Genomic DNA, 25,561 nt, shown 5'->3' with positions numbered 1-25,561 from the left:
GCGCTAGGCACGGAAGACGCACAGGGGCACCTCGACTTCCGCCGGAGTGAGCGAACCGTGCTGCCCGACCAGCGACGACTGCAATGGTTCGACGCCGCTGCGGATGACACCACGCCGCCCTCGCGCGAGCACGACCAGATCGCCGATGCGCTGGGCGATCGCGGGGTCGACGGTGGGGCCGAACCAGCCTCGGGCCACGGTCTCCTCCTTGCCGAGCACCTCGAAGTCCGGGCCGAGCGTGGCCTGCCAGGCCGCCGCGACGTCGGATTCGGCGCCCGGCACGGTGTAGACGTGCCGGGCCCGCGCTTCCCCGCCGAGCGCCCGGACGCCTTCTCGCAGGACCGGGGTGGTGTCGAAATCGATGCTCTCGTCCATCTGCACCATGCCGTGGTCGGCGGTGACCAGCAGCGCCGCGCCCGGGGGCAGCTCGGCGGCGAGCGCGGCGGCGAGCCGGTCGGCGTTGGCCAGTTCCAATTCCCAGGCCCGCGACGACGGGCCCCGCACGTGTCCGGTCAGGTCGAGATCGCCGTGGTAGGTGTAGACCAGCGAGCGCGGCCCGGCCCGTAACGCCTCGCTCACACCGGCGACGAGATCGCCGAACGACAGCTGGGGCAGGAACCGGCAACCGCGCAGCACCGCCTCGGTCAGTCCCGATCCGGCCTGATCGCGCGGCGACACCTGGGCGACGGCGATGCCGTCGGCGACGGCGCGCTGGAAAACGGTTGGGCGGGGCTGGAACTGCGCCGGGATCAATTCTTTCCGCAGGTCGGACTTCGGCACCCCGTGCAGCCGCCAGGACAGCGGGGTGAACAGCCGGTCGTAGCCGGGGACGTGGAACAGATAGCCCACGATCCCGTGCTCGCCCGGCGGAACGCCCACCCCGAGCGAGGCGAGGCTGGTGGCCGTCGTCGTGGGGAAACCGGCCGTCAGCCGGACCGGCTCGAGACCGGACAGGAATGGCGCCGCAGTGGGATCGGCGACGAGATCCTGGTAACCGAGCCCGTCCACCAGCAGAACGCAGACCCGGTCGGCGTTCAGGCCCAGCCCTAGGCGGTCTTCCTCGCCCGGCACGCCCAGACCGGCGAGGACGGAGGGGAACACATCGGCCAGGGAACCGGTACCGTAACGCGGCGCGACGAACACGAAGGTCAGAATGTCAATGTCGGCGGCTGCCTGGCAAGGGTATTCACGCCTGTCCGGTCTCGAAACGGCTCACCTTGCCGTCGCGCAGGACGAATCGCCAGGTGGTCCGCATCGAGCCCCATCGCGAATTGGTGTAGTCGGCAACCAGTTCGGTGCCGTTGCCGCCGATGGACTCGATCCGCATGCGGGCGTTGCTGTCGAAGACCTCCGCCCCGGTCCACTGCCTGAGGTCGCGCTCCACACCGTCGTCGGACATGGTGGCATCGTCGGTGAGCACCGCGTAGAACCGGTCCTGATCGTTGGCGTTGAGCGCGTCGACGAACTCCTGCACCGTCGGATCCAGCTGCGCGGTCATCCGTGGCGTCCTCTCGGATCGGTGGGAAGCATCGGACAGCAAATGCCTGGCGTCTACTCTAGGTCAGCGGCGTCGTGCTCGGCTCGATCAGAGTTGCGAAGGTTCGCATGACATCGTCCACCAACGCCGCGGCATTCGTGCCGAACTGTCCCGCGCGTTTCTCCAGTTGGCCGTCCAGCCACAGCGAGGCCAGCCCGTGGCCGAGCCCCCAGAACATGACCGCCAACGTGTCGGCCTTGTCGGCGGGCAGCGCTCCCGCGCGGACACACTCCGCGATCGCGTCGGTCAGGACGCCGAACGCCGCATCGCCCGCCCCCATGGTGTCGGGATGCTTGTCGGGCTGGGAGAGTTCGGGCCGGAACATCAAGCGGAAGTACGCCGGGTGCTCGCGGGAGAACCGCACGTAGGCGTTCGCCAGCGCGGTCAGGGCGGCCATCGGCGTTTCCGCCTCGGCGCGGGCCGCCGCCAGTCGCGTTCCGAGTAACTGGAAGCCCTGGGTGGACAGCGTCGCGAGCAGGGCGGCCCGGTCGGGGAAGTGGTGGTACGGCGCCGCCGTGCTCACTCCCGCCTCGCGCGCCACGCGGCGCAGGCTGACCGCCGCGAGTCCTTCCGTCTCGATCAATCGCAGGCAGGCGGCCAGCAGCGCGTCGCGCAAGGCGCCGTGGTGGTAACTGGTCCGCGTCACCATCCGAGCGTATGCGACGCGTCCTGGACAACCTAACTATGCGGTGCTTAGATTATCTGAGCGGCGCTCAGATGGCGGCCGCGGTAGTCACTCGACGAGAGGGATGAGCACATGAGCACACGGGTAACGGTCACCGGCGCAACGGGATTCGTCGCAGGCCACGTCATCGCCGAGTTGCTGGAACACGATTACGCCGTGCGCGCGACGATCCGCGACCTCGCAGGCGCCGGCAAACGCGCACACCTGGTGGAACTGGCCCGCCGCACCGGCGGCGAACTGGAGTTCGCGCAAGCCGATCTGAACAGCGACGCGGGCTGGGCGGCCGCCGTGGCGGGCAGCGTCGGCGTCTTGCACGTCGCCTCTCCGTTCCCCGCCACGCCGCCCGACGACGAGCGCGAACTCGTCGACACGGCGGTCGAAGGGACTCTGCGGGTGCTGCGCGCCTGTGCCGCCGCGGGCACTGTCCGCCGCGTGGTGCTCACCTCCTCGATCGCCGCGATCGCCTACGGTCACACCGACGACGCCCTGCGCACCGAGGCCGACTGGACGGTGGTCGAGCGCAGCCCCGCCTATCAGAAGAGCAAGACGCTCGCCGAGCGGGCGGCCTGGGATTTCGTCGCGCGACTCCCGGCCGCCGAGCGATTCGAGCTTGTCGTCGTCAATCCGGGCATGGTGCTCGGACCATTGCTGTCGGCGGCGACGAGCACCTCGCACGAGCCCGTGCGGCGGTTGCTGGCCGGAGACGTACCCGGCACGCCGCGGGTCGGCTGGGCGCCGGTGGACGTGCGTGATCTCGCCGCGGCGCACCGGCTCGCGCTGGAGACCCCGGCAGCCGCGGGCAACCGCTACATCTGCGCGGGCGAGCACTTGTGGATGGAGGATATGGCGCGCATCCTCGCCGAGGAATACGGGCCGCGTGGCTTCCGCGTGCCGACCAGACGGCTGCCGAACTGGGTGGTGCGTTGTGTCGCGCTGTTCGACAAGGGCGTCCGGCTGACCCTGCCGAGCCTGGGGCGCACCGAGTCGCTCAGCGCCGACAAGGCCGTGCGCGAACTCGGCTGGACCATGCGTCCGGTGCGGGAATCCGTGGTGGACACCGCGGAAAGCCTGCTACAGCGCGGGATCGTCGCGGCGCCGCCGCGCAGGTCCGCTGCGCCGGCCGCCGCGCCGCGCGCCGCGCGCGTCTGAGGGGGCGGGCATGTTGATCGCGACATTGATCATCACCACGGTCGCGATGACGCGGCGCTGGTTCGCCCGCCGGTCCCCGCGCGGGAACTCCGCCGGGCGCGGCATCCCCGGCGCGGTCCGGCGGGCGTGGCGCCGCCCGTTGCCGGCGGCCGCCACCCTGCTCGCACTGCTCGGCGTCGCGGTGGTGGCGGGCACACTGGCCCAGTGCTGAACCGGCCCCGGCGTCCGGCCTTCCGGCGTGATTCGCTAGACAGAACACGTGACTGCGCAGCGCCCCTTCCGGTTCGGTGTCAACATGGTGGTCCCCGAGGCCCGGTCGAGTTGGATCGAAAAGTGCCGCCGGGCAGAAGAACTCGGCTTCGACGTGGTCGGCGTCGCCGATCATCTCGGCCTGCCCGCGCCGTTCCCCGCGATGATCCTGGCCGCCGAGGCGACCGAACGGGTGCGGTTGAACACGTTCGTGCTCAACACCGCGTTCTACAATCCGGTGCTGCTGGCCCGCGACGTGGCGGGCGCCGATCAGTTCACCGATGGGCGCGTCGAACTCGGGCTCGGCGCAGGCTACGTGCAGGCGGAATTCGAGGCCGCGGGCATCCCGTTCGAAAGCGGGAGCAAGCGCGTCGAGCACCTGGAGCAGACGGTGATCACGTTGCGCCGCCTGTTCTCCGACCCGGAGTATCAGCCGCAGCCCGCCCAACCATCGGGTCCGCCCGTGCTCATCGGCGGATGGGGTGATCGGTTGCTCGCCGTCGCCGCCCGGCACGCCGACATCATCGCCTTCACCGGGGCCGCGGCCGCGCGCAACGGCGGACCGCTGCAGATGGCCGGGCTCGCCGAGATCGAGGAGCGCGTCGCCTACGTGCGGGAACTGCTCGGTGCGCGGCTGGACAAGGTCGAGTTCAACATCCTGGTGCAGCGGGTGGTCCCGCCGGAGGAACGCGCGAGCGTCCTGGAGGTCTTCGGTCCGGCGCTGCCGCCCGACGTCGCCGACTGCCCGGAGGAGCACCCGATCCTGCTCATGGGCACCCCCGAGGAGATGGCCGACCACCTGCGCGATCGGCGCGACCGCTACGGCATCAGCTACGTCACCGTCCTCGAGGACAGCATGGAGAAGTTCGCCGCCGTCATCCCGTTGCTGCGCTGATCCGACGCCCGCGGTTCACGGCAGCCGGTCGACGATGACGCGCGGGTCGATCTGCCGCAGTCTTCTCGGCCTGCTGGTCAGGCAGGGCCAAGTGCGTGCGACCGCCTCGCGGGTGACATGACCGGCGGCGACCATGGCGTCGGCGGCAGAGCTGGCACCGCCCGGCTCGCCGGCCGGGTTCGCGGTTCGGTCGAACGCCGGGACCACGGTGTGCGGCAGGCCGACCAGCACGGCGAGGATGTCGAGCCGGTCGGCCGGGATGTGCGTGCGCGCCGCCGCGAGCACGGTGCTCGGAACGACGATGGTGTTCCCCGCGTCGACCGTCGCCCAGACGATCGCCTGGGCATAGTCGGCGCGGTTGGTGAACGCGACGACCGCCGCGGCGTCGAAGACCACGCCGCCGAAGGCTCGCAACCTCACGCCGCGCCGGCCTGAGGTGCGTCCACCTCCCGGCCGGATAACGGCGGTGGCCCTGGTGCGGCGACGGCTCTCGGCGCGAAAAGCCTGCCGCCGTGCACGTCTCGCGCAAACGGGCCACCCGGTTGCGGCCGCGCGACGATGTCGTCGGGCAGCGTGACGGTGGCCTTTCGCGGTCTGTGCTCCCGAAGCGGCGGCATGCCCCGACTCTAGCCGTGCGTTGCGCCTCCGGGGAGGACGCTCGAGCGGGCTTGCGCCCCGGCGGGTGTGGCGTCGCACGAGCCGTCGCCGCATTCGTGGTGCGATCAGGAGATCCGCTGCGGCCGAGCGGATCTCGGCGTGTACATCGGTGGATTCGCGAATGCGCACGCTGCGCCCGTCGGCCCCCCGATGCGGGAAATTCGCGCCTGGGCGCGGGGTGCCGCCGGTGGGTCGTAAAAGTCATTGCGCACGCCACCTTTCGGAGGGCGGACGCGGCCGCACCACTGGCAGTTATTGTGATTTAAATCACATTTGCCGGGGCATTTTGTCAGTGCGGAGTGGCAAGGTGTGCGGTATGCCTTTCGCCGAATCCACCGCAACGCTCGACGCCATCCGGGTCCTAGGAGCCAGTGAGCACAATCTGCGTGACGTGTCGCTCGAGATCCCGAAGAACAAGATCACCGTCTTCACCGGCGTCTCCGGCTCGGGCAAATCCTCGATCGTCTTCGACACCATCGCCGTCGAATCGCAGCGCCAGCTCTACGCCACGTTCCCGGCGTTCATCCTCAATTTCCTGCCCCGCTACGAACGCCCGCACGCCGAGGCGATCGAGAATCTCACCGCGCCGGTGATCATCGATCAGCAGCCGGTAGGCGGTGGCCCGCGCTCCACGGTCGGCACCATGACCGACATCTTCTCGATGGTGCGGGCCATGTTCGCCCGATTCGGTTCGCCCTCGGCCGGATTCGTCTACAACTACTCCTTCAATGTGCCGCAGGGCATGTGCCCGGACTGCGACGGTCTCGGGGTCACCGTGCGCGCCGACCCCGATCGGCTGCTCGACCGGACGAAGTCGCTGAACGAAGGCGCGATACTGCTGCCGGGGTACGGCGTTGGCAGCGGAGATTGGCAACTCTATGGCAAGTCCGGCCGCTTCGACCCGGACAAGAAGCTGACCGACTACACCGGCGAAGAACTCCACGACCTGCTCTACGGCACCGGCGGCAAGGTCGAGCTGACCTTCAGCAAAGGCACCTGGAAGGCGAATTACGAGGGTCTGGCCACGAAATTCACGCGGACCAGGTTGCAGCGCGACACCTCCACGCTGAGCGAGAAGACCCGCGAGCAGATGCGGCAATTCCTCACCGAGGGCGTCTGTCCGACCTGCGCGGGCGCCCGGCTGAACCAGGCGGCACTGGCCACGAAGATCCACGGGCGCACCATCGCGGACTGGGCGCGCTTGCAGGTCACCGATCTGATCGAGGTGCTCGACGAGATCACCGATCCGGCCGCTGTCGGCCTGGCCCGCGCCATCGGCACCGGGCTGCGGCGGGTGGCCGACATCGGGCTGGGCTATCTGAGTCTGGACCGGCCGACCTCGACCCTCTCCGGCGGGGAAGGGCAGCGGCTGAAGATGATCAAGCATCTGTCCAGCACGCTGATCGGACTGACCTACATCTTCGACGAACCCAGCGTCGGGCTGCACCCACGGGATGTCGGCCGGTTGAACGACCTGTTGAAAGCGCTGCGGGACAAGGGGAACACGGTGATCGTGGTGGAACACGATCCGGATGTCATCCAGATCGCCGACCATGTCGTCGATGTCGGGCCGCGCGCGGGCGTGCACGGCGGGCAAGTGGTGTTCCAGGGCAGTTTCGCCGACCTGCGGACCGCCGACACCCCGACCGGCGCCGGTCTGCGCAGGCCCTTCCGGGTGAAGGACTCCTTCCGCACGGGCACCGGTGAGCTGCTCATCGAGCGTGCGGCGGTGCACAATCTCAAGGACGTGACGGTCGGGATCCCGACCGGCGTCTTGACCTGCGTCACCGGCGTCGCGGGCTCGGGCAAGAGCAGCCTCATCCGGGACGTGTTCGTCCAGGAGTACCCCGAGGCGATCTTCGTGGACCAGTCGCCCATCGCGGCGTCGTCGCGGTCCACGCCCGCGACCTACCTCGGGTTGATGGACCCCATTCGCAAGCTGTTCGCCAAGGCGACGGGGGAGTCCGCCGGCCTGTTCAGTTTCAATTCGGCGGGCGCGTGCGAGCAGTGCGAGGGCCGCGGTGTGATCATCACCGAGATCGCCTACATGGATCCCGTGACCACCCACTGCGACGCCTGCGACGGACGGCGCTTCTCCGATGAGGTGCTCGCCCTGACGTTGCGCGGCAAATCCATCGCCGACGTGCTGGAGATGTCGGCGGAGGAGGCGCTCGGATTCTTCGCCGAGAAGGCGCTGCACACCAAGCTGCGCACCATGAACGAGGTGGGCCTGGACTATCTCAGCCTGGGGCAGGCGATGAGCACGCTCTCCGGCGGAGAGCGGCAGCGGATCAAATTGGCGACCCAGTTGCAGAACACCGGCAGCGTCTACGTGCTGGACGAACCCACCACCGGGCTACACATGTCCGATGTGGACACGCTGCTCGCGCTGATGGACGGTCTGGTCGAGCGCGGCAATACCGTCGTGGTGATCGAGCACAATCTCGACGTGGTCGCCCACTCGGACTGGGTGATCGATCTCGGCCCGGATGGCGGCAAGAACGGCGGCGAGATCGTCTTCACCGGGACGCCCGCCGAGTTGCTCGCGCATCCGTCCTCGCTCACCGGCGAATACCTGCGCCGCTACAAGGCGGGTAGCTAGCCCGCGGGCTTCGGCACCGTGAACTGCTGAGTCCCGGTCACCCGCAACAATTCCAGTGCCGAGGCCTCCCGGCTGCCGGCCGCCGCCGAGTAGACCACGACCGCCTGGTCGGTGTCCGGGACGAGCAAGGTGTCGCAGTCCAGCCGCAGCGCGCCGAGATCCGGGTGTTCGATCGTCTTGGTCGCGCTGCGCGACTGCCCGGATCGCCGCGCGGTCCACAGCTGCTCGAAGCGTGGACTGCGGGAACGCAGTTCGGAGACCAAGCGCAGCAGGCCGGGATCGTCGGGATAGCGGGCGCGGGCGCTGCGCAGGCTGGCGACGGAGAACGACGCCGCGTTCTCGGCCTCGGCGGGCGTCATCGCGACCCGTCCCGGCTCGGTGCCGAGGAAGCGCTGCCAGATGATGTTGCGCTGGGCGGGCGGCCATGCGGAGAAATCACCGAGCAGCGCGGTCGCCATCGGATTCCAGGCCAGCACGTCGGCTTTGGCCGACAGCACCAGTGCGGGCAGATCCGCCATCCGGTCCAGCAGGCGCAAGACGCTCGGCCGCACCACCATGTCGATGCGGCCCTCCTGCGGCGGCGCCGCGCCCGCGAGCTGGAACAGCAGCGTGCGGTCCTCGTCGTTGAGCCGCAGCGCGCGGGCGAGCGCGGCCAGCACCGCGGTGGACGGACGGGGGCCGCGCCCTTGTTCCAGACGCACCACATAGTCCACGCTGACGCCGGCGAGCTGGGCGACCTCCTCGCGGCGCAACCCCCGCACCTGCCTACGGGCGCCCGCGGGCAGCCCGACATCGCCCGGACACACTTGGTCGCGCGCCTGCCTGAGCAACGCGGCCAGTTCGGTTCGATCCACATGTCGATCATGCCGCAGCCGGTGGTCGCCGGGGTAGGACCGCTGCTCCCGGGAGGTGGCAGCCCTGGCGGACCGGTGCCGCGGTTGCCTGCGGTGCCCCGCGCCGTAGTGCGGCGCTACCGGATTTCCGCGCCGGAGGGGTTGACGCCCCGCTAGGCGGTGACCGCGCCGAACTCCTTCGCCAGCCAGGCGGGGAACTCGGTGAGATCGGTGAGGACCACATCCGCGCCCGCCGCCCGCAGTTCGTCGGCCGAGCACGGTCCGGTGCTGACGCCGACCGCGAAGACATCCGCGGCCCGCGCGCCGTTCATGTCGCCGACGTGGTCGCCGACGAAGAGGTCCGCGCCCTGCTCGCGCAGTGTCGCCGCCTTGCCCGCCGACCAGAGGTCGCCCGCGAGATGGTCGATGCGCCAACCGAGTTCCGCGATGTGCAGCTGTGCCAGCGGCGCATGCTTGCCGGTGACCACCAGTACCCGTCCGTTGCGGGCCTCGACGGCCGCCAGCGCCGACTGCGCGCCGGGCATCGGAGGAATGGTCGACACGAGCGTCGGATACAGCGCCCGGTAGCGGGTGACCAGCGCTGGGACGAGTTCCTCCGGCGCGCCCGCCTCGACGAGCAGGGTGGCCAGCGGTGGGCGGAGCCGATCGGCGAACGTCGTCCCACACAGCGGCAGGCCGAACTCCGCGCCGAGCAGGTCGATGGCCCGCGCGACGCCGGGCCGCGAGTCGATCAGCGTCATGTCGAGGTCGAAGCCCACGGTCCAGGTCACTTGATCGACCCTAATCGCCCGCGTGGCGGCGTGCCGGTCGGGCTGTTGTGATTCACAACTCCGTCCCACGTTGGTGTGTGGGCGGTGCGGCTGCCCGAACGGTGTGGTGGTACGGCCGTGCTTCACGTGGAACCACCGATGCACTCGATGTCACGTAACCGGATGTGCGACCGCATATTTCGGCATCCGGCGCGAACCTGCGTCAGGTGCGGATCGGTGGCGCGGTGCGCTTGGCGTAGCCGCTGATCGGGCTGATCTCCATGCGATCTATCCCGCTCAGGGTCCCGATCCGCTCGGTTGTGTAGCGGAACAGGGCATCGGTGTCGCGGCAGACGATGCACACCAGCAGATTGTGCGGGCCGGTGGTGGCGCCGACGAACGCCGCCTCCGGATCGGCGCCCAGCGTGGTCGCGACGGTGACCAGGTTCGCGGGCGTGACGGTGAGCCAGAGCAGGTTTTGCACCGTGTTGTTCGGCGGGGCCTACCTCGAACTGCTCGGCATCGTGGACGAATCCGCGCCGGATCCATGGCACACCAAGGCGATGGCCGACGAGTACGAGGGCTTCTGCCTGCTCGACCTCGGAGACCGGTGACGCCGAGTCGGCGCGGCGGCGAGCGTGCCCGCCTCGGGCATGCTCGACCTGGAGCGCGAGGTCGAGACCGAGGACGGTATTCGTGTGGTGCGCGCGGGCCGTGCATGTGAACCCGCTCTCGACGCCGGAGGCGCTGCTGGGTGTCGCCCAGCATCTGACCCTTGAATATGTACACCAGCCGCGCTACCTGTCGCACCCGAACGGCGCCCGCGCCATCGCCGCCGTGCTCATCGTCGGGGCGGACGCGGAGTTCGACGCGATCGTCGAACGCTACAGCCGCATCTTGGCTTTGCCCCCGTCCGCAAGGGACCGCTGACCGTGTTGGAGATGGGTGAGGGGCGGCTGGAGTTGGTGCGCGCGTCCGAGGCCGCCGCCGTGCTGCCGGGCGAACCGGCGCCCGCGCCGTCGTACCTGGCCGCCATGACCATCGCGGTGCGCGATCCGGCCGTCGCACGCGACATCGTCGGGAACGCGGGTGTGCCGGTTCGGGAGACGGACGGGGGTTTCTTCGTCTCCGCGAGCGATGCGTTCGGCGCGGGCCTGTTCTTCGTGACGGGCTGAGTCAGGCCCCGGCCTGTGGGCCGGCGGCGGGGTGTGGCTCGGCGAGCGTGGAGCGCTTGCGTCCGTATCCGAGGTAGACCGCGATGCCGACCAGGACCCACACGCCGAACCGCACCCAGGTCAGCGCCTCCAGGGTGGTCGCGAGCAGGACGCAGCCGAACAGCGCGAGCAACGGAACCACCGGCACCAGCGGGGTGCGGAACGGGCGCTCGCGCTCGGGCTCCGCCCGGCGCAGCACCAGCACGCCCACGCACACCACCGCGAACGCCGACAGCGCGCCGATGTTCACCAGTTCGACCACGATGTCGATCGGCAGCAGTCCGGCGATGACCGCGCCGAGCGCGCCCAGCAGCAGCGTCAGCCGCACCGGAGTGGACCGTTTCCCGGTGGCCGCGAGGCGATAGGGCAGCAGCCGGTCGCGGCACATCGCGAACATCAATCGCACCTGCGCGTAGACGATCAGCAGCAGGCCCTTGGTGAGTGCGATGATCGAGGCGATCACGATGACATCGCCGATCCATCCGATCCGCACCGCGCCGAACGCGGTGGCGATCGGCGCGCCGTTGTTCAGCGTGGCGAACGGCACCATGCCGGTGAGCACGGCGCTGACCAGCGCGTAGAGCACAGTGGCGATGAGTACCGTGCCGATGATGGCGAACGGCACGTCGCGGCGCGGGTTGCGGGCCTCCTCCGCCGACGCGGCGACCACGTCGAAGCCGAGGAAGGCGAAGAACGCGATCGCCGCGCCGCCGATGATGCCCCCGACGCCGAACGGCGCGAACGGGGTCCAGTTGTCCACGCCGGCGTGCGGGGCGCCGACGGCGACCACCAGCACGAGCACGCCGATGGTCACCCCGACCAGCGCCTTGGTGATGCGCGCGGTGAATGTCACCTCGCCGACCAGCACCGCGACGACGGCGGCGACGATCAGGACGGCGGGCAGGTTCACCACGCCGCCTTCGGCGGGCCCCGAGACGAGTGCGTGCGGGATGGTGATGCCGAACAGGGACTCCAGCGCGGAGACGGTGGTCCCGGACCAGCCGATCGCCACCGCGGCGCCCGCGATGACGAACTCCAGCAGCAGGTTCCAACCGACCAGGAACGCCGGCGCTTCGCCGAGGGTGGCGTAGGTGTAGGTGTACGCGCTGCCGGAGACCGGCACCATCGCCGCGAGTTCGCTGTAGCACAGCGCCACCAGTGCGCACACCGCGCCGGCCAAGACGAACGACAGCACTATGGCGGGGCCGGCCTTCTCCGCGGCGGCGACGCCGGTGATGACGAAGATGCCCGCGCCGACGATGGTGCCGACGCCCATGGCGGTGAGATCGAGTCGGCCGAGCCTGCGCGCGAGCGTGGGAGCGCCCGCCTCGGTCGTGGTGTCGGGCAGTCGGCGGCGCCATCGCCGGGCGGATGCGGTGGTCATGACTCCCTTACGAGAACGGTCCGTCGGTCACGGCCGGTGTGCCGAACCGATAGCCCATTCTCGCCGCGCGGCCCCGCCTGGGAATAACTGGGGTGTTGCGCGGTCAGCTACCGGAGGACGCGGCGAAGGGCGTGGCGGCGGCGACGCGGGCGGTGCGGTGCGGATGCCGCCACAAGCCCTCGCGTTCCAGGATCGGGAGCACGCCTTCGCCGAACCAGTACGCCTCCTCCAGGTGGGGGTAGCCGGAGAGAATGAAGTGGTTGATGCCGAGCCGCGCGTATTCGGCAAGCCGATCGGCCACTTCGGCGTGTGAACCGACCAGGGCGGTGCCCGCACCGCCGCGGACCAGGCCGACTCCCGCCCAGAGGTTGGGTGCGATCTCCAGCTGCTCGGTGCTGCCGCCGTGCAGTTCCGACATGCGCCGCTGGCCCTCGGATTCGCTGCGCGCCAGATTGGCCTGCACCCGCTGGATGTCGGCGGGGTCGATGCCTGCCAGCAGGCGGTCTGCCTCGGCCCACGCCTGCTCGGAGGTGTCGCGGCTGATCACGTGGAGGCGCAGGCCGTAGTCGAGGACGCGTCCGTGATCCACCGCCAGACCGCGGATCCACTCCAGCTTCCTGCTCACCGCGGGCAGCGGCTCGCCCCAGGTCAGATAGGCGTCGCTGTAGCGGGCCGCGATCGGGCCCGCCGGTTCGGAGGAACCGCCGAAGAACACCGGCGGCACCGGATCGGGCCGGTTGCTCAGCAACGCCTGGTGGACCCGGATGTGTTCGCCGTCGAACGTCACGGGCTCGGTGGAGGTCCACAGTTCCCGCACCACATGCAGGAATTCGCCGGTGCGGGCGTAGCGCTGGGTCTTGTCCAGGAAGTCGCCGTAGGCCCGCTGCTCGTGCGGCTCGCCGCCGGTCACCACGTTGAGCAGCAGCCTGCCCCGGGAGTGCCGCTGGAAGGTGGCCGCCATCTGCGCCGCGAGGGTCGGGCTGACCAGGCCGGGGCGGAAGGCCACCAGGAATTTCAATGTCTCGGTGGTGTCGACCATCATCGCGGTGGTCAGCCAGGCGTCCTCGCACCACGCGCCGGTGGGGGTGAGCACCGCCTCGAAGCCGTTGTCCTCGGCGGCGGCGCCGATCTGGTTCAGATACCGCAGGTCGGCAGGGCGGTCACCGGACATGAAAGTGCCGTGCCCGCCCGCGACCAGTCCACGGGAATCGCCGTAGGTGGGGAGGAACCAGTGGAACGACAGACTCATGTGAGCCAACTTCCTTCCGGAGACCGCGGCCGAGCCGGTAACGGGCAGATCGAGGTGGTGCGCCCGGGGGCGCCGCAGTGATCCATGCTGGGCGCTCGCCCGGCTCGGGTCACGGTTTGGAACCAGCCCGGTTTTAATCCCGGGGTCCGCGCGTGTCACGATTCGTGACTAGACGTAACCATGAATAACACGTAATCTGGCCTCAGCACGCACCCTCGGGTGTGCGAGGCGGAGCGGACGAAACGAGTACCTCAATGACGCGGCATGTCGACGTATTGATCATCGGCGCTGGGCTGTCCGGAATCGGCATGGCCTGCCATCTCACCAGGGAGCGGACGGGACGCAGTTACGCGATCCTGGAGCGCCGGACGGCCATCGGCGGCACGTGGGACCTGTTCCGTTATCCGGGCATTCGCTCCGATTCCGACATGTACACCTTCGGCTACGGCTTCCGTCCGTGGAACGGCACCAAGGTGCTCGCCGACGGTCCGCACATCCGGCAGTACATCGAGCAGACCGCCGCCGAGTACGGCGTCACCGAGCACATCCGGTTCGGGCGCAAGGTGACCACGGCGCGCTGGTCCGGCGAGACGGCCACCTGGACGGTCGAGGCGCTCGATGAGCAGACCGGCGAGACCGAGGTCTTCACCAGTAACTTCCTGGTCGGCTGCACCGGCTACTACGACTACGACAACGGCTACCGCCCGACGTTCCCCGGCGAGGAGAACTTCGGCGGGCAGATCGTGCACCCGCAGCACTGGCCCGAAGATCTCGACTACACCGGCAAGCGGGTCGTGGTGATCGGCTCCGGCGCCACGGCGATCACCCTGATCCCGGCCATGAGCGACGCGGCCGCGCACGTCACCATGTTGCAGCGCTCACCGACGTACATCACCGCGCTGCCCGCCGACGACCCGGTCGCGGTGGGGATGAAAGCCGCCAAGGTGCCCGAGAAGCTCGCCTACCGGATCGGGCGGGCGCGCAACATCGCCTTGCAGCGCGCGAGCTTCCAACTCTCCCGCACCAACCCGGAGGCGGCCAAGAAGCTGCTGCTGGCCGCCGTGCGGATGCAGGTCGGCTCGGGTATCGACATGCGGCATTTCACCCCGAGCTACAACCCGTGGGACCAGCGGCTGTGCGTGGTGCCCAACGGCGACCTGTTCAAGGTGCTGCGCAGCGGCAAGGCGTCCATCGTCACCGACCGCATCGAGACCTTCACCGAGACCGGTATCCGCCTGGTCTCCGGCGAGGAACTGCCCGCCGACCTGGTGATCAGCGCCACCGGCCTGAGCGTGCAGATGCTGGGCGGCATGAGCCTGGAGGTCGACGGCGAGCCGGTGGTCACCCGGGACCGGGTGGTCTACAAGGGCGCCATGCTCGACGGCGTGCCGAACGCGGTGATGGTGCTCGGCTACACCAACGCGTCCTGGACGCTGAAGGCGGACTTGGCCGCCGAGTACTTCTGCCGCGTGCTCAACCACATGAAGACCAACGGTTTCACCCGGGTCGAGGCCGTGGCCACCGATGGCGATCGCGGTGCCGATTCGGTGATGGGCGGCGCGCTGACCTCCGGCTACATCCAGCGCGGCGACGCGGTGATGCCGCGCCAGGGCACCAACGGTCCGTGGCAGGTGATCAACAACTACTTCCGCGACCGCAAGCTGCTGCGCAAGGGCGCGCTCGAGGACGGGGTGCTGACCTTCGGCCGGGCCGAGCAGACGCCGACCGCCGCGCGTCCGCTGGAAGGCACGCGTAGCGCCTGAGCGCCGCCTATAGCCCCAGCAGGGTTTCGGCGACTCTACCCATGGCGGCGCAATACTCGGCGCGGCCGGACGCGTCGGCGGTCCGGCGGGCGAGGACGCCCGCGGTGAGGGTGTAGCCGATGGTCTCCGCGATCACGCGCGGGTCCGTCACCGGCGCGATGCGGCCCGCCTCGAGCTGTCGCTGGAGATACCGGGTGAAGCGGCGGATCGGGCGCTCGGTGATCTCCTCGGCCAGTGTGGCCACCTTCGGGTCCACCGCCCCGCGCTCGTCGATCAGGCGCAGTAGGGGTCCGGCCGTGGCGACCGCCGCGGCGAAGGATTCTATGGTGGCGCGCAACACTATTCGCCGATCGTCGTCCTCGATGCCCGGCTCCTGGGCGGCGAGGAAGTCGTCGCGAACCCGTTCGGCCAGCGCGAGGAAGATCTCCTCTTTCGAGGCGAAGTAGACGTACATCGTCGCGCGGGAGACACCCGCCACTCCGGTGATCGCGGCGACCGTGGTGTTGTCGTAGCCGCGCTCGGCGAACACCCGGGCGGCGGCGTCGAGCAGTGCGTGGTGCCGGGGGGTGTGCGAACGCTCCCGCGCTGCGCGCACCGACCAGGTGGACTGGGTCACACCGGTCATCGTGCCGCATATTGACGTTGACGTCAATGTCAACGAGACTGGGCGGCATGCAGGTCGTTGTGGTCAACAGGGGAGAAGTAGCGGTTCGCGTGCTGCGCACCGCCAGGGAACAGGGCTGGCGGACCGTGGCGGTGCACACCGCCGAGGAACAAGACGCGCTGCATGTCCGGTTGGCCGACGACGCCGTGTCGTTGCCGGGCGCCGGGGCCGCCGCCTACCTCGACGTGACGGCGGTGATCGCCGCGGCCGGGAAGGCGGGGCCGGGAGCGCTGGTGCACCCGGGCTACGGATTCCTCAGCGAGAGTGCCGAATTCGCGCGCGCGTGCGCCGCGGCGGATCTCGTCTTCGTCGGTCCGTCGCCCGAAGCGCTCGAGGTCTTCGGCGACAAGACCACGGCGCGCGCGGCGGCCGATCGCGCGGGCGTCCCGGTGATCCCGGCGACCGATCGCGGCGCCGGTATCGCCGCGGTCGAGTCCCTGCTCGCCGCACACCCCGACGGCGTGATGGTGAAGGCCGCCGCGGGCGGTGGAGGCCGTGGTATGCGCGCCGTGCAGGATGCGGCTCACCTTCCGCAGGTGATCGAACGCTGCCGCGCGGAGGCGCTGGCCGGGTTCGGCGACTCCGGGATCTACGCGGAAGCGCTGATCACCGGCGCCCGCCACATCGAAGTCCAGATCGTCGCCGACGGCCGCGGCGCGGCGGCCGTCGGCGATCGCGATTGCAGCGTGCAGCGCAGGCAGCAGAAACTCCTCGAGGTGGCGCCTGCGCCCGACCTCTCCGCCACGTTGCGCGAGCGGTTGCACGGCTGGGCCGTCCGGATCGCCGAATCGGTCGGTTGCCGCGGGGTTCTCACCGTCGAGTTCCTCGTGCGCGGCGACGAGGCGTGGTTTCTCGAGGTCAACCCGCGATTGCAGGTCGAGCACACCGTCACCGAAGCGGTCATGGGGATCGACCTGGTCGCGGTGCAATGCGATCTGGCCCGTGGCGCCACGCTGGCCGAACTGGCGCTGCCCGCTCCTGATTGCGCGCGCGGCTTCGCGGTACAGGCGCGCCTGAACGCCGAGACCGTCACCTCGGGCGGTGACGTGCTGCCCGGCGCGGGCACACTGACCCGGTTCGCGCCCCCGACCGGTGGCGCGGTGCGGGTCGACACCGCCGCGTTCACCGGGATGCGGCAGGACGCGCGTTTCGACTCTCTGCTGGCGAAGATCGTCGCGAGTGGTCCGTCCTATCCGGCCGCACTGCGCCGATGCGCGGACGCCCTGGCGGAGACCGTCGTGACCGGGGTGGACACCAATCTCGCCGTGCTGCGCGCGGTCCTGGCGGAGTTGTCGCGGGGCCGTGTCGTCTCGACCATGTGGTTCGAGCAGCACATCGGTGAGTTGGTCGGGCGTGCCGAGGATTTCGCTCTCGCCTTGCCCGTCGCGCCGGTCGGAGAGCCGGTCGCTTCGGCCGAGGTGGCACTGGCCGGTGACGAGCAAGCGGTGCGTTCGCCGATGGGCGGCACGGTGGTCGCGCTCCCGGGGCCCGGCGCCGTCGTCGCGGCGGGCGGCGAGGTCGCGGTATTGGAAGCGATGAAGATGCAGCACGTGGTGCGCGCCGAACAGGACTTGCGCGTGTGCCGCCACGTCGTGGCGGTCGGAGCCGTCGTCGATCCGCATGCGCCGCTGCTGACCTTCGTCGCCGCCGACTACGACGGCGCGGTAGTGGAGGACGGTGCGGTAGACCTGGATTCGGTGCGCGCCGATCTCGCCGAAGTCCACGCTCGCCACCGCGTCGGCCTCGACGAGGCCCGCCCGGAGGCGGTCGCGAAACGCCATCGACTCGGGCGGCGCACCGCCCGGGAGAACATCGCCGACCTGGTCGACGCGGACAGCTTCGTGGAATACGGCGCGCTCGCGGTCGCCGCGCAGCGCCTGCGTCGGAGCCAGGAGGACCTGATCGCGAACACACCCGCCGACGGTCTGGTCGCGGGCGTCGCCACCGTCGGCGCCGAGCGATTCGGCCCCGATCGCTCCCGCGTGGTGGTGCTGTCCTACGACTACACGGTGCTGGCGGGCACCCAGGGGATGCGCAACCACGTCAAGACCGACCGCATGCTGGAACTCGCTCGCGAGCAACGGCTTCCGGTGGTCTTCTTCACCGAGGGCGGTGGCGGCAGACCAGGTGATACCGACTACCCCGGTATCTCCGGCCTGGACGTCACCACCTTCCGCGCGATGGGCGCGCTCTCCGGCCGCGTGCCGCTGATCGGGGTCGTGTCCGGGCGCTGCTTCGCGGGCAACGCTGCCCTGCTCGGCATGTGCGACGTCGTGATCGCCACCCCCGACGCGAATATCGGCATGGGCGGTCCGGCCATGATCGAGGGCGGCGGACTGGGCGTGTACGCACCGGAGGACATCGGGCCGGTCGAGGTGCAGCGCCGCAACGGCGTCGTGCACATCGTCGCCGCCGACGAGGCCGAGGCGGTCGCCACCGCGCGTCGCTATCTCGCCTACTTCCAGGGCGACACCGCGGACTGGACTGCGCCGGACCCGCGCCTGGCGCGGCACGTGGTCCCGGAGAATCGCCTGCGCGCGTTCGATATCCGCGCCGCCATCGAAGCCGTCGCGGACGTGGGGTCGGTGCTGGAATTGCGGCGCGACTGGGCGGTCGGGATCGTCACCGCGTTGATCCGGGTCGAGGGACGGCCCTTCGGCTTGATCGCCAACAACTGCCACCATCACGGCGGGGCGATCGACGCTCCCGCCGCGGACAAGCTCGGCATGTTCCTGCGCTTGTGCGACGCCCACGGCCTGCCGATCGTCTCCTTGTGCGACACACCGGGTTTCATGGTGGGCCCGGACGCGGAGAAGGACGCCACGGTGACGAAGTTCAGCCGCCTGTTCATCGACTCCGCCGCGCTCTCGGTGCCGCTGGGCACCGTAATCGTCCGCAAGGGTTACGGTCTGGGCGCTCAGGCCATGGCTGCCGGCTCGTTCCGTGCGCCCCGGTTCGTCGTCGCGTGGCCGACCGGGGAGATCGGCGGCATGGGCCTCGAGGGCGCGGTCCGCCTCGGGTTCGCCAAGGAACTGGCCGCGATCGATGATCCGGTCCAGCGTCAGGAGGCTTTCGACAATCTGGTCCAGCTCGCCTACGCCAACGGGAAGGCACTCACCGCCGCCACCGTGCTGGAGGTCGACGACGTCATCGACCCCGCCGACACCCGCCGCTGGCTCCGCACGTTGCGCTGATGTGCGGCGGGCGTGGGGCTCGGGGGCCAACGCCGGACCGGGTACGCACAGCCGAGCCGCCGGGTCCGCGCCCACGGCTCGACAGCCGGCCCGCTCTATGCGAAGGCGGAGCCGTCAGCGCACCCCGCTCAGCGCGTCGACCAGGTTGCGGGCGCGCAGGTCCAGCGCGCCTTCGACGATGTGGTTGGTGACGTAGGCGAAGGCGAGGCGACGATCGGGGTCGGCGAAGGCGAGACTGCCGCCACGGCCCGGATGGCCGAACGAAGCGCCACCGCCGAGCGGAAGCTCCGGGGTGGGCAGCATGTACCCGGAGGCGTACCGGCCGGGCAGCATCAGCACCCGATCGGTGCCCGCCACCTGTTCGCGCGTGGCCGCCGCGAGGGTGTCGTCGGTGAGCAGGCGCAGGCCGTCGACCTCGCCGACGAGCGCCGCGTACAGCCGAGCCAGGCCGCGGGCGGTGCCGATGCCGTTGCTGGCGGGCAGCTCCGCGGCCTGGACGGTCGGGGAATCGAAGTCGATATCCGCGGGGTCGGTGATCTGGAAGGCCCGATTGACCAGCGCCCGCGGGTCGCGCATCGCGGCGAGCAGTGGACGCAGCGACTCGGGAACGTTTTCCTCGGGCACCTCGGACAGGTCGGGCGCCGGAGCGAACACCAATCGGCTCACCCGATGCTGTGCCGCCGGTGGGAGCCCGATGAAGAAGTCGATATCGAGTGGACCCGCGATCTCCTCGGCCAGAAACCGGCCCGGCGTGCGACCGGACACGCGGCGAATCACTTCGCCGATCAGCCAGCCGTAGGTGCGCCCGTGATAGCCGAAGGCGGTCCCGGGCTGCCAGTTCGGCGCCTGCGCGGCCAGCGCCTCGACCATCGGCGTCCAGGCCAGGGCGTCGTCCAGCGGAACGGGCTCGTCCAGCGCCGCCAGGCCCGCCTGGTGGGTGAGCAGCCACCGCACCGGGATGCGTGCTTTGCCTGCCGCCGCGAACTCCGGCCAGTAGCGCGTGACAGGAGCGTCGAGGTCGAGTTCGCCGCGTTGCGCCAGCAGGTGCGCGATCGTCGCGACGACGCCTTTCGTCGCCGAGTAGACCAACTGCAGCGTGTCGCGCTGCCACGGCCGCCCGGCGTCGGGATCGGCCGATCCGCCCCACAGATCGACCACCGGCTGCCCGTCTCGGTACACACAGACCGCGCCGCCGACCTCGCCGTGTTCGGTGAAGTTCGCCGCGAACGCCTCCCGCACGGCCTGGTAACCGGCGGCGACGGTTCCTTCGACTGTCATGCGCCACAGCATGTCACGACGCGGCAGAGCGGGCACCCGGCCCGATCTCGCGGCGGGCCGCTCCCGGCGCCCGGAAGCATGCCCGGGGCATCGCTCGGAATCGATCCAGTGTGTTCGGTCACCCGCTCGGTGAACGTTCGGGCGAGCCGCCCCGGTATCCGGCCTACGGTGGTCGGCCGGTTACGCGGCGATGGTGCGGTCGGTGTGCCGATGCGGCCGGCGGCCTGCGGTCAGGGGCCGGCCGAACGCCACGCGCAGTGCCGTCCCGGCCATGACGAGCAAGCCGCACACCCCGGGCGCCATGGTCGCGACCGAACGTACCGTCCGGGTGCCTGCGGGCGGCAACTGTTTGCCTGCGAATCGGTCGGCGAGCCATCGCAGGCTGATCGGCGTCGAGAGTGGCAGGAGGGTGAAGTGGTCGCTGCACCGGTCGCGCAGGTAGGTGACGTGGACGCCCGCGCGGCGGTAACTGTCGACTTGAGCGTCGATTCCCTCGATGTGCACGATCTTGTCGCGCACGGGCTGGACGACCAGCAGCGGGCACCGTGGAGCGGATCCGCCGAGCCGCAGATCGTCCAGCATGCCCCGCAGTTCCGGTTCGGCCATGATTTCTTCCAAGGGCTTGTGCAGGTAGTCGTCGAATTTCTGGTTGGCCAGCCGCAGCAGCGCCGTGATGGGCGGCAGGCTGCGCGCGCGATCCAGTAGGCGGTGACCTTCCGGAGTGAGGTTGGCCTCGATGACGCGATCGAGGATCGGGTACAGCGGCCGGAGCGCGGCGATGACGATGGCGGGGAAGCCGGCGTAGCGGCCGCCGTTGAGCCGGATGAACACCTGCCCGGGATCGCCGACGGGGGAGCCGAGGACGGCACCCACGATGTCGAGTTCGGGGGCATAGGTCGGCGCCATCTCGACGAGCCAGGAGCTGGCCATGCCGCCACCGGAATAACCCCAGACGCCGACCATGGTGTCGGCGCGCAGATGTAGTGGCCCGAACTGCAGGGCGGCCCGGACGCCGTCCAAGGCGCGGTAGCCGGGTTCGCGTGGGGCGCCGAAATTGCCTGCGCGGCCGCCGTGGTCGGCGATGCTCACCGCCCAGCCGCGCCGCAGGGCGCCGGCGACCAGCAACCATTCCGCCTGCGTGATGGACCCGCGGGCCCGCGCGCCGCGCTGCAGGACATAGGAGGGGTCGCAGCGCTCGGTGACGGCGTCGATCGCCGATTGGAACGCCAGCAACGGCCGATCGGGGTCGGGTACGGCCCCCGCGGGCAGGACCACGGTAGTGACCGCGGCCTCCGCCCGGCCGTGCAGATCGCTGCTGCGATACAGCAGTTGCCACGCCGAAACCTGTTGCGGCACAACCGCGAACAGCGCCACCTCGACGGGACGGCTTCGCACGATCGCGCCCGGCCTGTGCGCGGCCAGATCGGCCGGTGGTCGGTAGAAGGGATCCTGTGCGGGCAGGAGTGGGTTGTGCTCGGCCTTCCGCCGGCCACCGATAGTCGAACGCCTTCTCATCACGGCCTCTTGTTTCTTCCGGCGGAGGATCGCCGGAGCCACGCGCTCGGCGACGGTGCGAACGGAGCGGCACACCGTATGTCCCCGGGCGAGTGGGCATTTCCCCGCGCCGACCGCAGGAATCGGCGTGAATGGGGGTCGCTCGCGTTCGGCATCAGTTGACTCGGTCCGCGTATCCGGACGGCAATTCGTCCGGTGCACAGGCGATGACGGCGTCGTCGTTCTCGCCGACATGTTCATACCACGTGATGGTGGCGAACTCGCTGACCACATGGATCGGGTAGGTCGGGCCCTGGTCGCGATAGGAAGCCATCCGGTCGAGGAACTCGTTCTGGAACAGCACTGTTCGCTCGGGGTGCTCGTGTACCCAGCGCGGGAAGAAGATGACCCCGTGCAGAAGTCGCCGCGCGGGCAGGATGTCCACGGCGACGCTGGTGCCGGTCGGTTCGGTCCAGGAGACCTTGAAGTGGCCGGTGGTGATCCGGACGGCGTCGACGTGCTGATCTTTGACCCAGCGTCCACCGACCATGCCCGAGTGGATCCGGTAGTCGATGGTGTGGCTGTTCTTCACGTACATCTCGTACCGCCACCCGTTGTCGTAGCGGTAGAGGAATCGATGCCCAACGAGGCCGGTCAACTCGGCCATCGGCGGCTCGCTGTCCTCGGTGCGACGTGGGACGCTCATCGGAAAGGCTCCTGTGCGGGGTGGCCGGGGCGGTACGCGCCCGTGCGGCTAATGATTTTGTTGCAAAAGTAATAGCGGGTGCCGTGCGCCGCAAGTGCACAATGAGGTCGTGGATGCCATCACCGTCCGGGCCCGAGCGATATCGGAGCCCGATGTCGAGGCTCGGCTCAGCGCTCTGCTGGGGCCGCTGCGGCGTGCGGTGCTCAACCGTACGCGCGCCGCCGAGGGGTTGCCGGACTTGCCGGAACCGCAGATCGAATTGCTCCGGTTGCTGGTGGCCACCGGTGGCTTGACGCCCACCCGTGCCGCGAGTGAACTCCGAATGGCGCCCTCGACGATCAGCAATCTCGTCAAGACGATGGCCGAGGCGGGGCTGGTCGATCGCAAGCCGCTGCCTTCCGACCGGCGCGGCGCGATGCTGGTGGCCTCCTTGCGGGCGCGGCATCTGCTCGATCGGTACGACCAGGCCAGCGCCGCGATGCTGCGCGAAGCCCTCGACGCCCTGCCCGTCGCCGACCGTACGGCGATCGACGCCGCGCTTCCCGCGCTGCAGCGCTTGCTGAGCATCCTGGCGAGTGGTCCCGCCGCCTAGTAGCCGTCCGCGGTCAGCCGTCCGCGATCCGATTCGTCCAATTCCTTCCGATTGTGCCACCATCCCGGTAAGTTGCTTTTGTCACAAAATTAGATTCCGGGTCGGTGTGGCGATGCGCCAGGCGCCGACCTCAGGTGTGCAGGAGTGTTCTCATGCCGGTCGACGTCGGGATATCCCAGCGTGTGCGCCCGCGACGGTGGTTGATCGTTGTCGCGGTCCTGGTCTTCGGGGCGGTCGGCTTCCCCGCCGCCGGACCTGCAGGCGCCGACGAGGGTCCGGTCACGAGTGTTTCCGGTGGGATGATCCGGGGTGCGCGCGTCGACGGGGTGGTCCAGTATCTGGGCGTCCCGTTCGCGGCCTCCACCGGGGGCGTCAACCGTTTCGCGCCGCCGCGGCCCGCGCCGTCATGGACGGGCGTTCGCGCGGCCACCGCGCACGGCCCGCAATGCCCGCAATCCGCTCCGTTGCCCTGGACCCCGGCGGTGCAGCCCGCGAGCGAGGACTGCCTCTCCATCGACGTCTACGTGCCGGAACATCCTGCCGGAACCGAACTTCCGATCATGGTGTGGTTCTACGGTGGTGCGTTCGTTCTCGGTTCCAACGCCCAGTACGACTCACCCGCCCGGCTCGTTCGGGACGGCCAGGTCATCGTCGCGATACCCAACTACCGACTCGGCCCGTTCGGTTTCCTGGCGCTGCCCGAACTCGCTGCGACCGAAGGCGGGATGACCGGAACCTACGGCACCCTCGACCAGCAGGCAGCACTGCGATGGATCCGGGACAACGCCGCGGCCTTCGGTGGAAACCCGGAGAACCTCACCTTGTTCGGCGAATCCGCGGGCGGCATGAGCGTCTGCACACAACTGGCCTCACCGACCGCCCGCGGTCTCTACGCCAAAGCCATCATCGAAAGCGGTTCCTGCGCACGCAGCCCCCTCGCACCCGCCTCGAAAGAACAGGCCTATCAGCGTTCGGCCGACTACGCCGCGGGTCTCGGCTGCGCCGAGGCCGCGACTCGCCTGGCGTGCCTGCGCGCGCTACCGGCCGACCGGATGCTGGATTCGCCCACGACGACTCTGCACACGATGGCCGTCACCTGGACCCCGGTGCGCGACGACGTCGTCGTCACCACCTCGCCGGAGAACGCTTTGGACGACGGGGCCGCACGCGATATTCCGCTCGTCGTCGGCAGCAACGCCGACGAAGGGGCGACGTTTCTCGCGCTGCTCGATTTCGCTCACGCCACCGTGCCGGACTCGGCGGACTACGTGGATTGGGCGCGAGAGATCTTCACCGGTAACGCCGATCGCGTGCTGCGGCGATACCCCGTCGTGGCCTTCCCGTCCCCGGCTGAGGCCAAGCAGCACGTGATCACCGACGGTTTCTTCGCCTGTCCGGCGTTGTTCACGACCCGAGCCGCCCGTCGCGGCGGTGCTCGGGTGTGGCAATACCAGTTCAACGATGCGCCCCTGGGGCACAACCCGATCCTGCCCGGAGCCTTTCACGGCGCCGAAGTGCCCTACGTCTTCTCCGGACTGTTGGGCGTGCCCATCCCGCTGCCACCCGCGGCGGACCGTCTCTCCCAGCGGATCCAGCAGAGCTGGGCACAGTTCGCGCACACCGGGAACCCCGAAACGCCGGCCTTCGCCCCGTGGCCCTCGGCCTCGGACACGACCCGAACCCTCGAACTCGGCAGCGACGACATCACCGTCGCGGACTCCTTCGCCAGTCGACACCAGTGCGATCTCTGGTCGGACATCGGCCACATCGGCTAGCGGCACGTTCGGTCGCCCGATGAGCGCACCCTCCGATCGGATCGGCGGCGAACCTGTCGTGGGTCACCGGAATACTCGGCGCCGACCGATCATCGTGACGAACTGGAGGAGCGCATGGCGCGCGAACTCGACGACCTGCCCTACGCGCGGTACCTCGAGGCCCCGGACGGCGACCTCGAGGCGGAAGGTGACTACGACTGCGTGCGGATGGACGGCGGTGAACTCGACGATCTCGATGTGCGGCACGCGCGGTTCACCGAGTCGGCGTTCACCTCGATCACTTTCACCCGGGGAAGCCTGCGCTACAGCCGGTTCACCGATGTGTGGCTGCGTCAGGTCCGCTGGGTGGGCACCGAACTGGCCGACACGGGATGGCTCGACGGGGAGATGGTGTCGGGTGCGATGTCCGGCGTCGATTTCGCGGGAGCGAACCTGCGGCGGGTGCGGTTCGAAGGCTGCAAATTCGACTCGGTCAACTTCCGCGGCGCCCACTTGCGCGAAGTGTCCTTCGTCGACTGTGTGCTGCGCGATTGCGACTTCGCCGAGGCCGCGCTCACCGACGTCACGGTGCCCGGCTCGGCGCTCGTCCGGCTGTCGTTGCGCAAGACACGGCTGGCGAAAGTGGATCTGCGCGGCGCGACCGCCCTCGACTTCACCGAGGGGCTCGACAGCCTGCGGGGGGCGACGGTCACCGGTTTGCAGCTGATCGACCTGGCGCCCGCTTTCGCGCGTTCCATCGGCATCACCGTGCGGGATTGAGCGCGTGCGAGCATCGGATTCCGCTGTTCGGGCGACGAAAAATACTGTGCGCCAGGGTGTGGCGCACCCGGCATTTCGGCGAACCACCGATGCGCGCGACACCCGATTGATA

General features: G+C 69.7%; 25 protein-coding genes. 12 read left to right on the top strand and 13 right to left on the bottom strand.

The features are described from left to right. Nucleotides 1-3: 3 nt before the first annotated feature. From ABZ803_RS00845 to ABZ803_RS00835, 3 genes are read right to left on the bottom strand one after another with little or no spacing between them, the layout of a single operon-like run. Nucleotides 4-1,143, bottom strand: a complete 1,140-nt coding sequence (locus ABZ803_RS00845) for an alkaline phosphatase family protein (RefSeq protein WP_357030958.1) — start codon at nucleotides 1,141-1,143, stop codon at nucleotides 4-6. Between the two features lie 43 nt (nucleotides 1,144-1,186). Beyond that, complete coding sequence (locus ABZ803_RS00840; protein ID WP_357030955.1) at nucleotides 1,187-1,498, bottom strand: nuclear transport factor 2 family protein; 312 nt, start codon at nucleotides 1,496-1,498, stop codon at nucleotides 1,187-1,189. A 58-nt stretch (nucleotides 1,499-1,556) separates the two neighbouring features. Further along, nucleotides 1,557-2,186, bottom strand: coding sequence for a TetR/AcrR family transcriptional regulator (locus ABZ803_RS00835; protein ID WP_357030952.1), 630 nt, complete (start codon nucleotides 2,184-2,186; stop codon nucleotides 1,557-1,559). Between the two features lie 108 nt (nucleotides 2,187-2,294). Between ABZ803_RS00835 and ABZ803_RS00830 the strand changes: the two genes are divergently transcribed. Genes ABZ803_RS00830 through ABZ803_RS00820 form a run of 3 tightly spaced genes read left to right on the top strand, consistent with a single transcriptional unit; the run spans nucleotide 2,295 to nucleotide 4,515 of the window. Beyond that, complete coding sequence (locus ABZ803_RS00830) at nucleotides 2,295-3,371, top strand: aldehyde reductase (protein WP_357030949.1); 1,077 nt, start codon at nucleotides 2,295-2,297, stop codon at nucleotides 3,369-3,371. 10 nt (nucleotides 3,372-3,381) lie between these two features. Further along, nucleotides 3,382-3,582: a hypothetical protein gene (locus tag ABZ803_RS00825; protein ID WP_357030946.1), complete on the top strand. Its 201-nt coding sequence runs from the start codon at nucleotides 3,382-3,384 to the stop codon at nucleotides 3,580-3,582. Between the two features lie 48 nt (nucleotides 3,583-3,630). Further along, complete coding sequence (locus ABZ803_RS00820; protein WP_357030943.1) at nucleotides 3,631-4,515, top strand: LLM class F420-dependent oxidoreductase; 885 nt, start codon at nucleotides 3,631-3,633, stop codon at nucleotides 4,513-4,515. A gap of 15 nt (nucleotides 4,516-4,530) precedes the next feature. On the opposite strand, the gene ABZ803_RS00815 is transcribed toward ABZ803_RS00820, so the two are convergent. Beyond that, on the bottom strand, nucleotides 4,531-4,935 hold the full coding sequence (locus ABZ803_RS00815) for a hypothetical protein (protein WP_357030941.1): 405 nt from the start codon (nucleotides 4,933-4,935) through the stop codon (nucleotides 4,531-4,533). A 553-nt stretch (nucleotides 4,936-5,488) separates the two neighbouring features. Here ABZ803_RS00815 and ABZ803_RS00810 point away from each other — a divergent pair. Further along, nucleotides 5,489-7,774, top strand: a complete 2,286-nt coding sequence (locus ABZ803_RS00810) for an excinuclease ABC subunit UvrA (protein ID WP_357030939.1) — start codon at nucleotides 5,489-5,491, stop codon at nucleotides 7,772-7,774. On the opposite strand, the gene ABZ803_RS00805 is transcribed toward ABZ803_RS00810, so the two are convergent. The 3 genes from ABZ803_RS00805 to ABZ803_RS00795 form a co-directional block, all read right to left on the bottom strand. Continuing rightward, nucleotides 7,771-8,628 (bottom strand): helix-turn-helix transcriptional regulator, encoded by an 858-nt coding sequence (locus ABZ803_RS00805; RefSeq protein ID WP_357030936.1) that lies wholly within the window; start codon nucleotides 8,626-8,628, stop codon nucleotides 7,771-7,773. The genes ABZ803_RS00810 and ABZ803_RS00805 overlap by 4 nt on opposite strands. Before the next feature lie 152 nt (nucleotides 8,629-8,780). Continuing rightward, entirely contained in the window at nucleotides 8,781-9,398 is a 618-nt protein-coding gene (locus tag ABZ803_RS00800; RefSeq protein ID WP_357030933.1) for an HAD family hydrolase, read from the bottom strand. A gap of 202 nt (nucleotides 9,399-9,600) precedes the next feature. Next, nucleotides 9,601-9,861, bottom strand: coding sequence for an Lrp/AsnC ligand binding domain-containing protein (locus ABZ803_RS00795; protein ID WP_357030930.1), 261 nt, complete (start codon nucleotides 9,859-9,861; stop codon nucleotides 9,601-9,603). Between the two features lies 1 nt (nucleotide 9,862). Here ABZ803_RS00795 and ABZ803_RS00790 point away from each other — a divergent pair, with 1 nt between their 5' ends. The 3 genes from ABZ803_RS00790 to ABZ803_RS00780 all read left to right on the top strand — a co-directional run bounded on the left by ABZ803_RS00790 (nucleotide 9,863) and on the right by ABZ803_RS00780 (nucleotide 10,552). Beyond that, a complete protein-coding gene (locus ABZ803_RS00790; protein WP_357030927.1) occupies nucleotides 9,863-9,991 on the top strand; it encodes a hypothetical protein in 129 nt (42 codons plus the stop codon). A 100-nt stretch (nucleotides 9,992-10,091) separates the two neighbouring features. Beyond that, nucleotides 10,092-10,307, top strand: coding sequence for a hypothetical protein (locus tag ABZ803_RS00785; protein WP_357030924.1), 216 nt, complete (start codon nucleotides 10,092-10,094; stop codon nucleotides 10,305-10,307). An 11-nt stretch (nucleotides 10,308-10,318) separates the two neighbouring features. Further along, nucleotides 10,319-10,552, top strand: a complete 234-nt coding sequence (locus ABZ803_RS00780) for a hypothetical protein (protein ID WP_357030921.1) — start codon at nucleotides 10,319-10,321, stop codon at nucleotides 10,550-10,552. Nucleotide 10,553: 1 nt separating this feature from the next. Here the strand turns inward: ABZ803_RS00780 and ABZ803_RS00775 are convergent, their stop codons facing one another. Both ABZ803_RS00775 and ABZ803_RS00770 read right to left on the bottom strand, forming a co-directional pair. Continuing rightward, entirely contained in the window at nucleotides 10,554-11,975 is a 1,422-nt protein-coding gene (locus ABZ803_RS00775; protein ID WP_357030918.1) for an amino acid permease, read from the bottom strand. Nucleotides 11,976-12,078: 103 nt separating this feature from the next. Beyond that, nucleotides 12,079-13,224: an LLM class flavin-dependent oxidoreductase gene (locus ABZ803_RS00770; RefSeq protein ID WP_357030915.1), complete on the bottom strand. Its 1,146-nt coding sequence runs from the start codon at nucleotides 13,222-13,224 to the stop codon at nucleotides 12,079-12,081. Nucleotides 13,225-13,478: 254 nt separating this feature from the next. Here ABZ803_RS00770 and ABZ803_RS00765 point away from each other — a divergent pair, with 254 nt between their 5' ends. After that, nucleotides 13,479-14,987 carry an NAD(P)/FAD-dependent oxidoreductase gene (locus ABZ803_RS00765; protein WP_357030912.1) on the top strand — a complete coding sequence of 503 codons (1,509 nt, stop codon included), beginning with the start codon at nucleotides 13,479-13,481 and terminating at the stop codon, nucleotides 14,985-14,987. Nucleotides 14,988-14,994: 7 nt separating this feature from the next. Here ABZ803_RS00765 and ABZ803_RS00760 read toward each other — a convergent pair whose 3' ends face one another. Next, nucleotides 14,995-15,612, bottom strand: a complete 618-nt coding sequence (locus ABZ803_RS00760) for a helix-turn-helix domain-containing protein (RefSeq protein WP_357030909.1) — start codon at nucleotides 15,610-15,612, stop codon at nucleotides 14,995-14,997. A gap of 47 nt (nucleotides 15,613-15,659) precedes the next feature. Between ABZ803_RS00760 and ABZ803_RS00755 the strand changes: the two genes are divergently transcribed. After that, complete coding sequence (locus tag ABZ803_RS00755) at nucleotides 15,660-18,845, top strand: carboxyl transferase domain-containing protein (protein ID WP_357032584.1); 3,186 nt, start codon at nucleotides 15,660-15,662, stop codon at nucleotides 18,843-18,845. Between the two features lie 114 nt (nucleotides 18,846-18,959). Here the strand turns inward: ABZ803_RS00755 and ABZ803_RS00750 are convergent, their stop codons facing one another. The 3 genes from ABZ803_RS00750 to ABZ803_RS00740 form a co-directional block, all read right to left on the bottom strand. Then, nucleotides 18,960-20,123: a serine hydrolase domain-containing protein gene (locus ABZ803_RS00750; RefSeq protein ID WP_357030906.1), complete on the bottom strand. Its 1,164-nt coding sequence runs from the start codon at nucleotides 20,121-20,123 to the stop codon at nucleotides 18,960-18,962. 180 nt (nucleotides 20,124-20,303) lie between these two features. After that, complete coding sequence (locus tag ABZ803_RS00745; RefSeq protein WP_357030903.1) at nucleotides 20,304-21,638, bottom strand: lipase family protein; 1,335 nt, start codon at nucleotides 21,636-21,638, stop codon at nucleotides 20,304-20,306. Nucleotides 21,639-21,792: 154 nt separating this feature from the next. Continuing rightward, a complete protein-coding gene (locus ABZ803_RS00740; protein WP_357030900.1) occupies nucleotides 21,793-22,323 on the bottom strand; it encodes a phenolic acid decarboxylase in 531 nt (176 codons plus the stop codon). Between the two features lie 109 nt (nucleotides 22,324-22,432). Between ABZ803_RS00740 and ABZ803_RS00735 the strand changes: the two genes are divergently transcribed. The 3 genes from ABZ803_RS00735 to ABZ803_RS00725 all read left to right on the top strand — a co-directional run bounded on the left by ABZ803_RS00735 (nucleotide 22,433) and on the right by ABZ803_RS00725 (nucleotide 25,449). Then, the gene (locus tag ABZ803_RS00735; protein WP_357030897.1) at nucleotides 22,433-22,915 is read left to right on the top strand and encodes a MarR family transcriptional regulator; all 483 of its coding nucleotides are present in this window, start codon (nucleotides 22,433-22,435) and stop codon (nucleotides 22,913-22,915) included. A gap of 152 nt (nucleotides 22,916-23,067) precedes the next feature. Next, nucleotides 23,068-24,690 (top strand): carboxylesterase family protein, encoded by a 1,623-nt coding sequence (locus ABZ803_RS00730; protein WP_357030894.1) that lies wholly within the window; start codon nucleotides 23,068-23,070, stop codon nucleotides 24,688-24,690. A gap of 114 nt (nucleotides 24,691-24,804) precedes the next feature. After that, nucleotides 24,805-25,449 (top strand): pentapeptide repeat-containing protein, encoded by a 645-nt coding sequence (locus ABZ803_RS00725; RefSeq protein ID WP_357030891.1) that lies wholly within the window; start codon nucleotides 24,805-24,807, stop codon nucleotides 25,447-25,449. Nucleotides 25,450-25,561: the final 112 nt, after the last annotated feature.

The sequence above is a fragment of the Nocardia sp. NPDC047648 genome (assembly GCF_040642815.1).
Classification (GTDB): Bacteria; Actinomycetota; Actinomycetes; order Mycobacteriales; family Mycobacteriaceae; genus Nocardia; species Nocardia gamkensis.
This window is presented reverse-complemented; position numbering and strand designations above follow the sequence as displayed.